At 54.4% G+C, this 14,401-nt stretch carries 16 protein-coding genes and 1 pseudogene; 6 read left to right on the top strand and 11 right to left on the bottom strand.

The window, feature by feature from the left end; translation table 11 throughout:
- Positions 1–62: 62 nt before the first annotated feature.
- From FC43_RS00405 to FC43_RS00355, 11 genes and pseudogenes are all read right to left on the bottom strand, one after another.
- Entirely contained in the window at positions 63–872 is an 810-nt protein-coding gene (locus tag FC43_RS00405) for a hypothetical protein (RefSeq protein ID WP_235807560.1), read from the bottom strand.
- Between the two features lie 153 nt (positions 873–1,025).
- Positions 1,026–1,439, bottom strand: a complete 414-nt coding sequence (locus FC43_RS00400; RefSeq protein WP_156648210.1) for a hypothetical protein — start codon at positions 1,437–1,439, stop codon at positions 1,026–1,028.
- Between the two features lie 320 nt (positions 1,440–1,759).
- The gene (locus FC43_RS00395) at positions 1,760–1,963 is read right to left on the bottom strand and encodes a hypothetical protein (protein WP_056953283.1); all 204 of its coding nucleotides are present in this window, start codon (positions 1,961–1,963) and stop codon (positions 1,760–1,762) included.
- Positions 1,963–2,856, bottom strand: coding sequence for an Rpn family recombination-promoting nuclease/putative transposase (locus FC43_RS00390; protein WP_056953281.1), 894 nt, complete (start codon positions 2,854–2,856; stop codon positions 1,963–1,965). Before FC43_RS00390 ends, FC43_RS00395 begins: the two co-directional genes overlap by 1 nt.
- Before the next feature lie 216 nt (positions 2,857–3,072).
- Complete coding sequence (locus tag FC43_RS00385; protein WP_056953280.1) at positions 3,073–4,227, bottom strand: ArgE/DapE family deacylase; 1,155 nt, start codon at positions 4,225–4,227, stop codon at positions 3,073–3,075.
- Between the two features lie 85 nt (positions 4,228–4,312).
- Positions 4,313–5,152 (bottom strand): transporter substrate-binding domain-containing protein, encoded by an 840-nt coding sequence (locus FC43_RS00380; RefSeq protein WP_056953279.1) that lies wholly within the window; start codon positions 5,150–5,152, stop codon positions 4,313–4,315.
- A 17-nt stretch (positions 5,153–5,169) separates the two neighbouring features.
- A complete protein-coding gene (locus tag FC43_RS00375) occupies positions 5,170–5,910 on the bottom strand; it encodes an amino acid ABC transporter ATP-binding protein (RefSeq protein ID WP_056953278.1) in 741 nt (246 codons plus the stop codon).
- 20 nt (positions 5,911–5,930) lie between these two features.
- Positions 5,931–6,611: an amino acid ABC transporter permease gene (locus tag FC43_RS00370; RefSeq protein WP_056953276.1), complete on the bottom strand. Its 681-nt coding sequence runs from the start codon at positions 6,609–6,611 to the stop codon at positions 5,931–5,933.
- Positions 6,592–7,251 (bottom strand): amino acid ABC transporter permease, encoded by a 660-nt coding sequence (locus tag FC43_RS00365; protein WP_056953275.1) that lies wholly within the window; start codon positions 7,249–7,251, stop codon positions 6,592–6,594. The genes FC43_RS00370 and FC43_RS00365 overlap by 20 nt, the downstream gene beginning before the upstream one ends.
- Positions 7,252–7,597: 346 nt before the next feature.
- Positions 7,598–8,137: a hypothetical protein gene (locus tag FC43_RS00360; RefSeq protein ID WP_019206122.1), complete on the bottom strand. Its 540-nt coding sequence runs from the start codon at positions 8,135–8,137 to the stop codon at positions 7,598–7,600.
- 10 nt (positions 8,138–8,147) lie between these two features.
- Positions 8,148–8,768 (bottom strand): annotated as a pseudogene (locus tag FC43_RS00355) (trans-sulfuration enzyme family protein); the annotation flags it as partial.
- An 820-nt stretch (positions 8,769–9,588) separates the two neighbouring features.
- Here FC43_RS00355 and FC43_RS00350 point away from each other — a divergent pair.
- The 6 genes from FC43_RS00350 to FC43_RS00325 are packed head-to-tail and all read left to right on the top strand — an operon-like array spanning position 9,589 to position 14,389.
- Positions 9,589–10,800 (top strand): MFS transporter, encoded by a 1,212-nt coding sequence (locus FC43_RS00350; protein WP_056953274.1) that lies wholly within the window; start codon positions 9,589–9,591, stop codon positions 10,798–10,800.
- Positions 10,800–11,678 (top strand): shikimate dehydrogenase, encoded by an 879-nt coding sequence (locus tag FC43_RS00345; protein ID WP_019206125.1) that lies wholly within the window; start codon positions 10,800–10,802, stop codon positions 11,676–11,678. The genes FC43_RS00350 and FC43_RS00345 overlap by 1 nt, the downstream gene beginning before the upstream one ends.
- A 4-nt stretch (positions 11,679–11,682) precedes the next feature.
- On the top strand, positions 11,683–12,429 hold the full coding sequence (gene aroD, locus FC43_RS00340) for a type I 3-dehydroquinate dehydratase (RefSeq protein WP_056953273.1): 747 nt from the start codon (positions 11,683–11,685) through the stop codon (positions 12,427–12,429).
- A gap of 2 nt (positions 12,430–12,431) precedes the next feature.
- Positions 12,432–12,707: a chorismate mutase gene (locus tag FC43_RS00335; RefSeq protein WP_056953272.1), complete on the top strand. Its 276-nt coding sequence runs from the start codon at positions 12,432–12,434 to the stop codon at positions 12,705–12,707.
- Positions 12,708–13,877, top strand: coding sequence for a chorismate synthase (gene aroC / locus FC43_RS00330; RefSeq protein ID WP_056953271.1), 1,170 nt, complete (start codon positions 12,708–12,710; stop codon positions 13,875–13,877).
- Positions 13,874–14,389, top strand: a complete 516-nt coding sequence (locus tag FC43_RS00325; RefSeq protein WP_056953270.1) for a hypothetical protein — start codon at positions 13,874–13,876, stop codon at positions 14,387–14,389. The genes aroC and FC43_RS00325 overlap by 4 nt, the downstream gene beginning before the upstream one ends.
- Positions 14,390–14,401: the final 12 nt, after the last annotated feature.

Raw genomic sequence — 14,401 nt, 5'->3', positions numbered from 1 at the left:
AGGTCACCCCGGTGAAAACGCACCTGGGTGACCTGTTGACTAGTCATAAGTTATTTTGATGCTTATTTAAGCTTGGCGATCCCACCCTTAGAAATATGGGTGCCATTGTTGCCCAAAACTTCGTCAATGCTGAATTGCATGTTTTGAACGGAGAACTTATTGTTGGAAATCATGATCACGTTCCCGCTCCGCTTACTCTTAGGACTGATTGCGGCTGTTCCGATGATCGAATCAATGCCTGCTCCATCGACCGTCGGCGTTTGAACCGAGAATTCTTGATTGTCATCAGATTCCGGCAACCACATCGTGTATTGGGGGTTCACCGCTTTATTACCGGTGTTTTCCACTACATAATTAACCTGGACTTGGTAGTAATGATCATTTAATTGATCAAAGATTTCATCGATCATCGATGTGTCTGGCGTATCATGATCACTTTTTGACATCAGCCGGTAATCCACGCTAGTAATCTTAAACTTCAAGGGTCCCACAGCATTGGTCCACTTATTGATCTGTGCTTGGTAGTGCGATACCTTAACGGGCAGCTTCTTACTTACGTGGCCATTGTCGCTTCTGGCCACGATCGTGTAATCGCCAACCTTCGTAAGCTTGATTGTGGCCTTGCCATCAGTCGTAGCGTGCTTGCCTTGAACCACCTTATTATCTTTATTGAGTACTTGATACGTGGCACCTTTATTGGCGGTCAACTTAACCGTAGCATCCCAGTTTGGAGTCATCATCACTTTAGAATGGTTGAGACTGGCCTTGAATGGTTTTCCATTGCTGTCACGACGGTAAAGCATCGTTCCCACAATTGCAGCAATAATTAGCACCGCCACAAGAATCGAAATTATAATTGGCTTCTTTTTCAAAATTATTCCTCCCGACTTGGTAAAGTCATGATCATTAAATTGATTTAATGATCACGATCACTTTATTGAAAAACAATTTCAATTATACAGAAGGAAAAATAATAAACAAGGCCTTTTATTAGATAAATCACCTGCTACTTGTGAGGCTCATGATCAAACTAACTTTCCCTGTCCACACCGCAAGCGCGGCCCGAGCCGATCCAAGCTCACTTCGATAAAGCGGATCATATTCCAAGCGGCCAGCGGGGCCAGGAAAAAGGTCACCGGTGGTTGTGCGGAACGCGGCTTGGTCACCAAGTTTGTCAAATGATTTAGGGCGACTGGTAGCTGCCGGGCCGGCGCAACCAAGCGCAACTGCACCGGCGTACAGCGCCCCCAGTCGTCTTGGACCATTACGGCCAAGCTATAGCACTGCGGCAGGATTGTGTCACACTGCCAGCTGACTTGCTTGATCGTCGCCACTGACGGTTTACTCAACAACTGTTGTAGCAATGGTCGCAAGCTGGTCGGCTCAGCTAGCCACTGCGCTACTAGGACGCTAGCTTGCGTCATTGTTCTATTTGCCATTTAAATTCCTCCTCACGCGGGGTAAGCCCCTACTTTGTATATACGCGAAAAAGAGGGATTTTTAACTTTATTCACAAAGTTTTTTGGTTCTGGCCACTAAGCACTTGGTTAATCGGGTTTTACCCACCAAAATTTTCATCTTCACAAACTAAAAACGGTGGGCCCGCCTGTCCGCTTCAAGCAGTCCCACCGTTCGTTCCGTTGGCAAAATTCTTGAGTGCGCTTAGTCTCCCCTTCTTATTCCTCGCCGCAGTTGTCAGGTTGCGCTACCTGCTCATAATAACGTTGGGCGGCAGCTAATGAACTTTTTTGCATCAAGGCTAACGTTTCCACGATTTGTTTTGGGTTTGACCTTGCATTTGTAGAGTATGGATTACGCTGAGCATCGTTTCATCGCGACCTTCTGCTCTTCCTTCTGCACGGCCCTCTGCTCGTCCTTCTGCGTAGCCCTCTGTACGGCCCTTTGCACGACCTTCACTCAACCCAAGTCGCCATTCATCCTTCAGTCGCATTTGTAAATTCATTAGTGCTCGCCTCCGCTAGTAGCTTGCACCACCTGATCATAGTAATGTTGCGCTTCGGCTAATGAGATCTTCCGGGCTAAGGCCAGGGCTTCTACGATTTGTTTTTGCGGCATCCCTTGGGCCTGCAAAGCATGAATCAAGCCAAGCGTCATTTCATCGCGGCCTTCTGCCTTTCCTTCTGCACGACCTTCTACTTTTCCTTCCGCTCGCCCTTGGTCAAGACCTTCGCTTAGCCCCAGTCGCCATTCATCCTTCAGCCGCATTTTTAAATTCATCAGTGCTCGCCTCCGTTTCTTATCCCGATTATAGTCATCGATTTCCTTCACCAACCTGACCGCCAACGGGTTGGCGTTATCGCGCCGGCGGTTCATGACGTCCAAGACCGCTGCCAATGCCGGGGTGATTTGACCCTTGGTGCCCAAGGCATTGATCAGAATCACGTGCGAGTTGGTCGGCAGGCGCAACTGCCGGTCGTCATCCTCGTAGTAGTGGAACTGATATAATCGCCGATCCTGCCCGCAGGGGTCAAAGGCGCAAAAGAAGATGACGTAGCTTTCCCGCAGGTCATCGTAATCTTCACCCTTCTTCAGCGTCTCTTGGTCAATCTGCGCCTGATAGTAGCGGACCCGTTTGCCCAGCCCCGGTTGGTTTGCGACTTGCATTTCCACGTCGTAGAACCGTTCCTGATCGTCCTCAATGATTGCATCAAAGCGGACACCACGCTCATCATCAAAGGCCAGGTAATTGACAGGGTGCTCATTCTCCCGCCGTTTGACCGCCGTGATCTTGAGCTCCGGTAAGATCGCCCGCAGGATTGCCAAACAATTTTCCTCGCGTTCCATCACCCAGCGGAAAATCAAATCGTTGGTGAAATCAAAGTACTCTTGCGCCATTTCATCGCTCCTATTCTTATTGTAGCATCCCCACTGCCTTTCAGCGAGCCGGGCGTGCCACTTTTACTCGGGAGCTTTCTCCCTAATTATATATACGCGAAACGGAGCGATTTTTAACTTTTTTCACAAACTTTTTTATTTCAACAGCCTTCAAGTTGATTGCACCACTGCTGGCGTCCTGCAGCCAGCAATGCTTTTCACAAGTTAGAAAACGCTTTAATTATCCGGTGCAAAGAAAGCAGCGGCCAGTCGCTGATAGAATTCAATCGCCTGGTAGTAGACGGCCAGGTCAACGAATTCGTTGCTGGCGTGGCTAGTGTCACCACCAGGACCGATCAAAGCGATCGTAAAGTCGCCCTTCGCATGCAGAAATTCGGAACCATCACTGGCCCCGGCTTGCCCCACCGGCGTGACCGAAGTACCAAAGACGTCCTGATGGACCTGATCAATCAATTTCAGCAGCGAGGCGTCTGCTACTCCCGGCATCGGCTCTTCCGGAAAGCTGTAAGTCAGGCGCAAATCGTAGCCTGGCCGCTGGTTCAATTCCGCCACTAGGCCAGCCAAAATATCGTAGACCTGCTGGTTGGGATGGGCGGGAATCGTGCGAATATTGCCCTGCAAGGTCGCTTGGGCTGGGACACTGTTGATTTGCTCACCACCGTTGATCACACTGATCACGTGGGTCAAAGGCCCCAGCACCGGATCGATTTGATCGAGCTTAGCCAGGCGGGCCTTAGCCTGAGTGGCAAATTCCAGCACATGGTCGAGAGCGTTGATCCCCAGTTGCGGCTGGGAGGCATGCGCGCTCTGGCCCTTGGCAGTCAAGATGTAATCGATCACTCCTTTGGCGGTGTAGCCGACCTCGCGAAGGTCGGCGCTTGGCTCGGCAATCACCAACCCGGCCAGGTCATCAGCATACCCCGCTTTGGTCAACTGGGCAGCACCGTACTCGCCAGTCTCTTCACCGACCGTGGCTAACAACCGGATCCTCCCCGGCAGGGTCTGGTGCTCCAACATTTCCAGCAGGGCCACCACAATCGCTGCCAGACCACTCTTCATGTCACACGCGCCCCGCCCGTATAGACGACCGGCCTTAACCGTGGCTTTAAAGGGATCAGTTGTCCACTGAGCCAGATCTCCGGGGGCAACCACGTCCATGTGGCCGGCCAAGCCGAGGGTCTTTGCACCCTGACCAGCGGTAATCACTAAGTTGTCGCGTCCCGGCGCATAGGTCACCCGCTCGATTTGAATTTGATCTTGGTAGGGGGTGAAAAGTTTGGTTAAGTAATCGGCCACTGCTGCTTCTCGGCCATTGACCGAGGGGATGGCAATTAAGCGCTTAAGAATTTCGAGTTGCTGAACTTGTTTCATGTCATTTCCTCCGTACTTGGCATGCGTCGTTTTCTTTAATCATACCACCAAAAAACGCGGCTCCCCCCGGAACCGCGTTACCTGCTTACTTATCCAAAATAATGTCACTTGGCTTCACTTCACTGCCAAAGTACGGCTTTAATTCTTGGTTGTAGTCCTTGGCAAAGAAGCCTTCCTTATTCAGCTTGGTGATTTCTCGATTCGTCCACTTCAGCAGGGAAGTGTTCCCCTTCTTGATTCCCGGGGCAATGTAGGAGCTGGCCCCTAATTGCTTGATGCCGACCGTGTACTTTGGGTGTTGCTTGACCCAAGCGTACAGGTAAGAATTGTCATCCGCCAAGGCCGTCGCCCGCCCGTTCTTTAAGGCGTTGAACTGTTGGGTCTTGGAGTCAAACTTCAGCAATTGGACCTGCTTTTGTTTTTGGGTAAAGTATTGTTCCGCCGTGGTCCCCTTGGTGACAATCAACTTTTGGCCCTTTAACTGGCTGACCTTGGTTACTGGCTTCGCCTTCTTGGACACCACCCCGACGGAAACCTTCATGTATGGCTTGGCAAAGCTGACGACCTGCTTGCGTTCCGGCGTCACCGTAAAGTTGGCCAAGACCAAGTCGGCCTTATTGGCATTTAAGGTATCGACCCGGTTGTTGGCGTTGACTTGGATAAACTTGACCTTAACCCCTAAGTCCTTGGCCAAGCGCCGCGCCAAGTAAACGTCGTAACCGACCCGCTTGCCGTCTTGATTAACCCACCCGTAAGGCTTTAAATCACCAAAAACGGCGACCCGCAAGGTGCCGCGCTTCTTAATCGCGGCCACTGAGCTGGGGTTTGTGGCCGCCTGCGCGGGCCGGGCCAAAGTGGCTAGCGGGGCCAAGGCTAAGAGCAGGGCCCCGAGACTCAGGATAATTGCTTTGAAAATTTTCTTCATTTGGTTGACCTTCCTTCTTAAAAGTCCATGCTATCCAAAAATTCTTGCGCCCGCTGCGTTTGCGGCTGGGCAAAAAATTGCTGCCCCGGCGTGTCCTCGACGATTTTGCCATCAGCTAAGAAGAGGACGCGGTCGGCGATTTGGGCGGCAAAGTTCATTTCGTGGGTCACGATGATCATCGTCATCGCTGCTTCTTGTGACAACTGCTTGATAATTTCCAAGACCCCCCGCACCATTTCCGGGTCCAAGGAAGCCGTGACTTCATCAAACAACATTAATTCCGGGTGCAAGGCCAAGGCCCGCACAATCGCGATTCGCTGCTTTTGCCCCCCGGACAGCTCCCGCGGATAGGCCTTCGCATAAGCGCTCAGCCCCACCCGTTCGAGCAGGGCAAGGGCTTCTGCTTGCACGGTCGCGGCCGACCGGCCTTGAATCTTTACCGGGGCCAGGGTGATGTTTTCGAGCACCGTCAAATTCGGGAACAGGTCGTAGCTTTGAAAGACCATCCCGATTTTTTGCCGCAATTTTTGCCAGTGGGCTTCATCGGCGACCACGGGCTGACCGTTAAACGTCAAGGTCCCGGCCTGAAAGGCTTCCAAGCCGTTTAAGGTCCGCAGCAGGGTACTCTTCCCCGACCCCGAGGGGCCCAGCAGGGTCAGCACTTCGCCTTGGTGCAGGGTAAAATTCACATCAAAGAGGACCTGGCGCGCCCCGTAGAATTTGTTTAAGTGGGTTACCTTTAAAATTTCCGTTTCCATTACTGCTTCCTTTCTGCCGATCAGACCTTTTGCTGGGCCGCTAAACGCTGGGCCCAGCGGGAGAGGGGATAGTCGACCACAAAGTAAAAGATAAAAATCACCCCGTAGACCCAAAAGACCCCGGTCCGGTAAGTCGTATTATTGGCTTCAATGATCTGCTGGCCGATATTGATCACGTCCATCACACTGATCAACATCAACAGCGAAGTCGTCTTGATCACCCGGGTGGCCAAATTAATTGTCGCGGGCAATTCTAACTTCAAGGCTTGGGGCAACAAGACGTAGCGGAAAAGTTGCCAGCGGTTCATTCCCAAGGCCAGCCCCGATTCGCGCTGGTGCACTGGGACCGACAGGAGCGCGCCGCGGACAATGTCGCTGAATTCCGCCGCCACCCAGAGGCCAAAGGCAATTACCGCCATCCAGCTGCCCGGCAGACTATCGACGTGAAAAAGCTCCGGCACCAGGTAGTAGGCCAAGAAGAGCAGGACCACCGTCGGCACGATCCGAAAAAATTCCAAATATAAGCGCAAACCAAGCCGCAGCACCGGATTTTTCAGTGTCCGCAAAGCGCCGAGCAGCGCCCCCAGACTCAGGCCAAGCACTAGGGCCAAAGCGGCAATCCAAACCGTTGTCCATAAACCACCCAGCAGGCGCACCAAATTATGGCCTTCAAACAAGACGTTAATCCCCGAATGTGGCATACCGCACCCTCCTTTCCAACCAAGTTAAGAGCAAGGACAAGGGAATCAAAATAATGGCATAGGCGACCACCAAGACAAGCAAGTACTCATTCGACCGGTAGTACAGACCGATTAAATCCAAGGCCGTATTGGTCAATTCCGGAATCGCGATCACCGAAAAAATCGAAGTTTCCTTGATCAAAAAAATCACATTAGCTGCCAGGGCTGGCACGCTGAGGGCCAAGCCCTGCGGTAAGACCACGTAGCGGGCCAATTGCCACTGGTTCATCCCCAGGGCCCGGCCTGATTCCACTTGCGTTTGGCTGACGCCGTTAAAGCCCCCGGTAAAGCCTTCGGCCATGTACGCCCCACCCAAAAAGACCAAGCCAATGATCCCACAGGTCGCGGCACTAAATTTCAGCCCCAGCACCGGAAAAGCGTAGTACAAGAAGAACAACTGAATCAACAACGGGGTGTTGCGGGCCACTTCGACATACGCCCCACTGAGTCGCCCCAAAACGGGAACTTGAAAGTACCGCAGCAAGCTGACCACCACGCCAACCACCAACGCACCCGCAATGCCGCTGGCTGATAGCCACAGCGTTAATTGAAAGCCCTTGGCAAACTCCGGCAAACTTTGCTGGATTACTGCCCAATCCACATTACCTCACCCTTTCTATTCGCTAATCCGCTTTCGGCCTAAAATTAGGTACAAAAAAAGCCTGTTGTCCCCGCTGATTCCCGTCCCACCTCACGATGAGAACCTTAAAGAAGCCGGGTTGCCTTCCCGCAACCCCGGTTGGAAATCAGAATTAACAACAGGCCGTCAGCAGCGCCCGGTCAGTCAGAAAAACAATCATCAACTTAATTAGCGTTAACATCATGTTTTCCTCCTTTCCGGTTGCTTACTGTCAAATTAGCATATTCTTAAATTTTCTAACGGATTTATCATAATCCGACTAATTGACCATTGTCAACCCTTTTTCCGCCTTTAATTAGCGCGGTAGTTAACCGGATATCGCACTGACCGGCATCCAGGCCACTTGGGGCAGGCGCTGGGCCCAAGTGGCCTGTTGGCTTGCCGTTAGGGGGCGGGTTAAGGCACTGCCCGCTTGGCGTTTTTGCCAGGGTCCCCCAAGGGGCAACGAAGCGGCGCTCACCGCCAAATAGGTGCGCGGTGCTTGGGCTAACGGGTACACCCGACCAGGCACCGCTGGGGTAAAGCTGATGCCACGCGCACTGGTCAGACGGTAAAGGTCACTTAAGATACTGTTGGCCGTGGCCAAGCCGCCGGCCCCAGGACCTTGATAAACCGTCTGCCCCAGCCGTTCACTGGTTAAGGCCACCGCATTGTCGACCCCATCGAGGCCATAAAAAACCGATTGGGGCCCGATTGCAACGGGAGCGACTTCCGCCAAGAGCCGCTGGTCCCGGCGTTGGGCCCGCGCCAAGAGGCGAATTTTCAGTCCCCACTGCCGGGCTGCGTTCAGTAATTGCGGGGATAAAGCGGTAATCCCCGTGACTGCTAAAGCGGCGGGATTAACCACCTGGTGAAACGCCAGCCGAAACCTCGGAATGCCCCGCCAGGTACTTGGTAGCCGAATGGATCACAATGTCGGCTCCCCAGCGCAGGGGTTGGGCCAAATACGGGCTCAAAAAGGTGTTATCCACGATCGTTAACAAGCCATGCTGGTGGGCCAAGCGCGCCAGCGGAGCGACCGGGGTAACCTGCAACAAGGGGTTGGTGACCGGTTCAAAGTAGATGGCCTTGGTATTGGGCTGGATCGCTGCGGCCACCGCCGCTAAATCCCGGGTATCGACGGCGGTAATCGTTAAATCCCACCGGGCAAAAAATTCCTTAAGCAAGCGAAAGGTCCCTCCATAGATTTGCTTGCCAACCACCAAATGATCGCCAGCCTGAAAAATCGCCAGCGCCGCATGAATCGCCGCCATCCCCGAGGCAAAGGCAAAGGCCGCTTGGCCCCCTTCTAAGGCTGCCAATTGAGCCTCCACGGCATGGCGCGTCGGGTTGCCCGAGCGGCCGTAATCATATTGCGGGGCCGTGCCAATCGCGGGGTAGGCGTAAGTTGTAGCCGGATAAATTGGCAACACCACCGCCCCGTAAGGATCATTGGTATCTACTGGACCATGAACTAATTGAGTTTGAAATTTTGCCATTGTAATTCCCTCCTTCTTGCTTCGGCCAACAAAAAAACCTCCGCCCCCGGATTTCAGACTTGAAATCCAGGGACGAAGGTTCGTGGTACCACCCTGCACTTCGTCAACCTCACAGTTGGCGACTCATTAAGTACCCACTCACTGGGGAGTGGAGACTTTGCAAGGTATCGGTTGCGCCCGGGGTGAGTAGCTGCATTAAACAACCCTCACTCTGCCTCAAAGCTCATCTTCAACCCTTGGCAGTTCGCTCTTTCCCATCCCCCGAGCTCGCTTGGCAACCGCCGCCGGCCTACTCTTCTTTTCATCGGCATCTCATCAATTTCTAATTATCGAACAGCTTACCACCACTTCGGAAAATGTCAACCGTCTTTTTTATTTTTATCAACTAATCGGTATTTTTCTACATAATATGGACACCAGCCAGTTTTTTCGGGCCGGGATCCCTCCACTTTCGCCCGGGGCAAAAAATTAAAATTAGGGTTTGACAAACCAAAATGAGAATGTTTTAATATAGTCAATCAAATCGGAAAGGAGTTTGTGATCATGCTTCACCAACCACAATTAATGGCGTTTTATTTTGGCTTTGCTTATTTTAAGTAGCGTCCGTACTGCTTGGTACGGACGGGGACGTTCGTACCTAAGCAAAGTCAGCTTTTGTGGATGCTGTCAGCTAGGTACTTCCATCTAGTTAGGCAGCGCGGTGAGCACCTCAGACTCTCCAATTTTTTCTGCTAACCAGCTAGATGTGGTTCCCTTCACCCATTTAGTTGGTTTTTTTATTTATCTTGATGCATACTGAAAATAATTTAAGGAGGGCAATATGGAAATTCCGTCAACTACGTCCCGAGTCAACCTGCAAAAATGGCGGCTCGCCTTAACCTTATACCTCAACTACTTAGTCCACGGCTTTGGGATCATCATCCTGGCCCAAAATATGACCGCCCTCAGCGGGGCTTGGCACGTCCCGCTGGCGACCGTCTCCTTTGTCATCTCCGGGATCGGGATCGGGCGCTTAGTCGCCTACCTGATCACCGGGAGTTTAGCCGACCTCTTGAGCCGCAAGCTCTTCGTCTTATTGGGGATGGGCTGTTACCTGATTTTTGCCCTGGGGATGGTGGCCAATCCATCGATCCCGGTGGCCTACGGGCTCGCCATCCTGGCGGGGATCGCCAATTCGGCTCTGGATGCCGGGACCTACACCACCTTGGTCGAAATCAACGGTGGTAAGGGGGACGGCACGATTTTGATCAAGGCCTTCGTCTCGCTGGGGGAATTTATCCTGCCGCTCTTGGTTGCCACCTTGGCCAGCCACGGCTGGTGGTTCGGCTGGTCCTTTCTCGTCATGGCGGCCTTGATCTTGTTAAACCTGCTCAACGTCCTGACCGTCCGCTTCCCGAACCGGGCGGAATTAAAGCAAATGGCCGCCCACGCCCAAGTCGCTCACCCCACCAATACCCACCACCGGCTGGGAGCGACCTTGCTGTTGCTTGGCTACGGCTACACCTCGATGGCCTTGATGATCTGGTTCACCCAGTGGGTGACCCTCTTTGCCCAACAAAGCCTAGGGATGGGCGAAACCGCGGCCCACTTCTTATTATCACTCTACAGTATTGGCTCAATCAGCGGGGTCGTCGTCTTATTTATTCTTTTGAACCGGGCCGTCAGTGAACTTAAATTGCTCGTCAGCTTAAACCTGCTCGCCACCGTAGCTCTGGCCAGCTTACTGTGGGCGGGGCAAACCCCGTGGGTCGCCAACCTTACCAGCTTACTGTTTGGCTTTGCGGCCGCCGGGGGGATCATGCAGACTGGTTTGACCGTCTTCATGAAGCTTTACCCAGCCCGCCACGGGATGGTCACGGGGGCCTTTTACTTCTTTGGCAGCCTGGCTTCCTTTACCGTCCCGCTGATCACCGGGGTCTTATCAAAGACCAGCATTACCGCAGCCTTTGGCGGCGACCTCATCGTCAGTCTAATCGGCAGCTGCTTAATGATTGGCTTAGCACTTACTCATCACCAACAGGAGGAAAAATAATGGAACGCATCGATGGACACACTATTTTAATCGGTTTATTAGCCACCCCGATTCGCCACTCCATGTCACCGACCATGCACAATAACGCCTTTGCCATGCTCGGCCTCAACTACGCCTACCTGGCCTTTGAAGTTGGCCAACAGGAACTCCCCAGCGCCGTCCAAGCAATTCGCACCCTGGAAATGCGCGGGGCCAACATTTCGATGCCCAACAAGCAGGCCATTCTCCCCCTCTTGGATGACTTAGCGCCCGCCGCCAAACTGGCCGGGGCGGTCAACACCGTGGTCAACGACCATGGCAAATTGACCGGCTACACCACCGATGGAATTGGCTTCATGCAGGCCCTGGCCGCTGAAAACATCGACCTGCGCGGCGAAAAAATGGTCCTGGCCGGGGCTGGGGGAGCCGGAACCCCGATTGCGATTCAAGCCGCCCTCGACGGGGTCAAAGAAATCGTCATCGTCAACCGGGCAACGGATCCCCAAGGTAGTCAAGCCCAAAAGAACGTGAAAATCATCAATGAACAAACCAACGCCCACGCCCGCTTCGTCCCCCTGGCTGATCAAGCCCAATTCAAAGCCGAATTGGCGGATGCAACCATTTACTGTGATGCGACCGGGGTGGGGATGAAACCGCTGGCCGACCAAAGTTTGATCACTGACCCCAGCTGGCTGCGCGAGGATTTGATCGTTTACGACACGGTCTACGCGCCCCGGACCACCAAGTTAATGACCATTGCCCAAGCCGCCGGCGTCCGCCACGTCTTTAACGGCTTAGGGATGATGCTGTACCAAGGCGCCGAAGCCTTTCAACTCTGGACGGGCCAAGCGATGCCGGTCCAAGCGATTGCCGATTTGCTCTTTAATGGAAAGGACTGAACCCATGCCAGTAACGACTTCTGATGGGCGGTTGACTTTCGGGGCGGGGCAACCCAAAATCGCCGTCCCCATTGTCGCCGCCACCCCCGCGGCCGCTTGGCAGGCGTTTACCCAATTACCGCTGGACCAAATTGACCTGGTGGAGTGGCGCCTGGATTGCCTCAGCGACCCGCTTGATACCGCAGCTATCGTACCAATCGCCCAGCGAATGCACGCCCAAATTCCCCTCTTAGCCACCATCCGCACCCAAGCTGAAGGGGGACAGTTGGCCCCAACTCCGGCGCAATACCGCACCGTCTACCAAAGTTTGCTGGCTGCCCCAGCCGTTGACCTGTTGGACCTCGAAGCCGCGCTCCCCGCTCAGCTGGTACAGCCCTTGCGTCAGCAAGCCCAGCAACAAGGCGTCAAAGTCATCGCCAGCTACCATAATTTTACGGCGACCCCGGCGGCCCCGGAACTAGCCGCCATTAATGCCCGCCTGGCCGCAACCGGCGCCGATCTGATCAAGTGGGCCGTCATGCCCCAATCAGCTACTGACGTCTTAACCGTCCTGGGAGCCATCAATGCTTACCACGGCCCCCAACCGCTGATCGCAATGGCAATGGGCGATTGGGGGAAGGTAACCCGGCTGACCGGGGGGATCTTCCCATCCGCCATTACCTTTGCGACAGCCGGCGCCGCGTCAGCCCCGGGGCAACTGACGGTCGGCGCGGTTCGCGCCACCCTCGCACTTTTGGAAAGGAAGGGATGACCATGCCAGATTTAACGACTTTACGGCAAGACATTGATCAACTCAACCGGGAATTAGAGCATTTGCTCATCAAACGGTTCGCCCTGGTCAAACAAGTCGCCGCCCACAAGGCGCGCACCCAGCAGCCCGTTTGCGACCCCCAACGGGAGGCTGCCATCCTGGCCCAGCTGGGCCAGAGTACCCCAGAATTGCAACCAGCTCTACAGGCCATTTTTCAAACCATCATGACCCAATCGCGCACCCTGGAACAAACCCTGCTCACAAAGGAGGAACCGTAAATGACTTTCACATACCTGACCGCCGGTGAATCCCACGGCCCCCAACTGACCGGCATTATTGAAGGAATCCCGGCCGGACTCAAGCTCGACGTGGATCAAATCAACGCCGCCTTAGCCGACCGCCAACGGGGCTACGGCCGGGGGAACCGGCAAAAGATCGAACACGACCAAGTCCAAATTTTAGGGGGCGTCCGCCACGGGGTAACTTTAGGTTCACCGATCACCTTGGTCATTCAAAATCGCGACCATGCCCACTGGAGTGCCATTATGGACCCCACCGCCCCGGCTACCCCGGAAAACACGACCCGCCAGGTAACCCGACCGCGGCCCGGCCACGCCGACCTGGTCGGTGGCCTCAAGTACCGCCACGCCGATATGCGCAACGTCTTAGAGCGTTCCTCGGCCCGGGAAACGGCGATGCGAGTAGCGATCGGTAACATCTGTGAACAGCTTTTGGCCGCCCTGGACATCCACTTAGTCGGCTACGTGCGCCAAATCGGGCCCGTCTTGGCCGAGGATCCAACGGTCACTACGGTTAAAGCCATCAAGGCCCAAACTGCGGCCAACGACTTACGGATCACCGACGCCAGCCAAGTTGCTGCCATCCACACCCTGATCGATGATACCCGTCGGGCTGGCGATACCCTGGGGGGCTTGATCCGGGTGGTCGTCGAAAACATGCCGGCTGGGCTTGGCTCTTACATTTCCTGGGACACCAAGCTGGATGGCAAGCTGGCCGCCGCGGTGATGGGCATCAACGCCATGAAGGGGGTCTCGATTGGCGATGGCTTTGAAGCCGCCACCCGTCCCGGCAGTCAGGTGATGGACCCAATCGCCTACGACCCAGCCCAGGGCTACTACCGGACTTCCAACCACCTGGGTGGCTTTGAAGGGGGGATGACCAACGGGATGCCATTAGTCATTAACGCGGCCATGAAGCCGATTCCCACCCTCTACAAGGCGCTGCCGACCGTTGACACCACAACCAAGGAAGCCAAAAAAGCCAACGTCGAACGCTCCGACACCACCGCGATCGTGCCCGCCGCCTTAGTCGTGGAAAACGTGGTCGCTATTGAGTTGGTCAAGGCCCTGACGGACGCCTTTGCCGCCGACAACCTGGCCCGCTTGCAAGACCAAGTGACCGCTTGGCGCCAGGAGTTACGCGGATGAAATTACACACCCTAGGGCCGGCAGAAACAGACAGCGCCGCGGCGGCCGCCCAGTATTGTCAGACCCACCCGGCGTTACAGGTTGCTTATCACCCCAGCTTTGAGGAATTATATGCGCATCTGACCAAATATCGCGGTGATCAACTATTGGTGCCGGCTGCCTACCAAAGCCCGGCTGGGCTGAGCTGGGGCCAGCTCCACTACCGCTACTTAGCGGCTTTGACCTTAGTCGACGGCTTTCTTTATGAGCTGGCCCCGTTGGTCTTAGCAGAACTGCCCACCCGGGCCAACCAGCGCGCTTACGTCCACCCTGCGAACGCGGATTTACTGCGCCAATTGATTCCCACCGCCGAAATTTGCTTGTGTCCCAGCAAAATCACCGCCGCCGACCAGTTTCTGGCCGACGGACGCTACGTCATCACCAGCCAAGCCGCCCTGCCCACCCACTTGCCCCTGCGGATTCACCAACGGTGGACGGTCCCGATGCTGTGGAGCGTCTATTTAATCAACTAACGAAAGGAAGAT

This window comes from Limosilactobacillus ingluviei DSM 15946, assembly GCF_001435775.1.
In the GTDB taxonomy this organism is placed as follows: Bacteria; Bacillota; Bacilli; order Lactobacillales; family Lactobacillaceae; genus Limosilactobacillus; species Limosilactobacillus ingluviei.
The sequence above is the reverse complement of the archived record's forward strand: the minus strand, read 5'-3'. Positions and strand labels throughout refer to the sequence as shown.

Bases quoted from the DNA above. Each gene is read 5' to 3' on its own strand.
- FC43_RS00400 (WP_156648210.1), bottom strand. From the start codon at position 1,439: ATGGCAAATAGAACAATGACGCAAGCTAGCGTCCTAGTAGCGCAGTGG.
- FC43_RS00395 (WP_056953283.1), bottom strand. From the start codon at position 1,963: ATGAATTTACAAATGCGACTGAAGGATGAATGGCGACTTGGGTTGAGT.
- FC43_RS00390 (WP_056953281.1), bottom strand. From the start codon at position 2,856: ATGGCGCAAGAGTACTTTGATTTCACCAACGATTTGATTTTCCGCTGG.
- FC43_RS00385 (WP_056953280.1), bottom strand. From the start codon at position 4,227: ATGAAACAAGTTCAGCAACTCGAAATTCTTAAGCGCTTAATTGCCATC.
- FC43_RS00380 (WP_056953279.1), bottom strand. From the start codon at position 5,152: ATGAAGAAAATTTTCAAAGCAATTATCCTGAGTCTCGGGGCCCTGCTC.
- FC43_RS00375 (WP_056953278.1), bottom strand. From the start codon at position 5,910: ATGGAAACGGAAATTTTAAAGGTAACCCACTTAAACAAATTCTACGGG.
- FC43_RS00370 (WP_056953276.1), bottom strand. From the start codon at position 6,611: ATGCCACATTCGGGGATTAACGTCTTGTTTGAAGGCCATAATTTGGTG.
- FC43_RS00350 (WP_056953274.1), top strand. From the start codon at position 9,589: ATGGAAATTCCGTCAACTACGTCCCGAGTCAACCTGCAAAAATGGCGG.
- FC43_RS00345 (WP_019206125.1), top strand. From the start codon at position 10,800: ATGGAACGCATCGATGGACACACTATTTTAATCGGTTTATTAGCCACC.
- aroD (WP_056953273.1), top strand. From the start codon at position 11,683: ATGCCAGTAACGACTTCTGATGGGCGGTTGACTTTCGGGGCGGGGCAA.
- FC43_RS00335 (WP_056953272.1), top strand. From the start codon at position 12,432: ATGCCAGATTTAACGACTTTACGGCAAGACATTGATCAACTCAACCGG.
- aroC (WP_056953271.1), top strand. From the start codon at position 12,708: ATGACTTTCACATACCTGACCGCCGGTGAATCCCACGGCCCCCAACTG.
- FC43_RS00325 (WP_056953270.1), top strand. From the start codon at position 13,874: ATGAAATTACACACCCTAGGGCCGGCAGAAACAGACAGCGCCGCGGCG.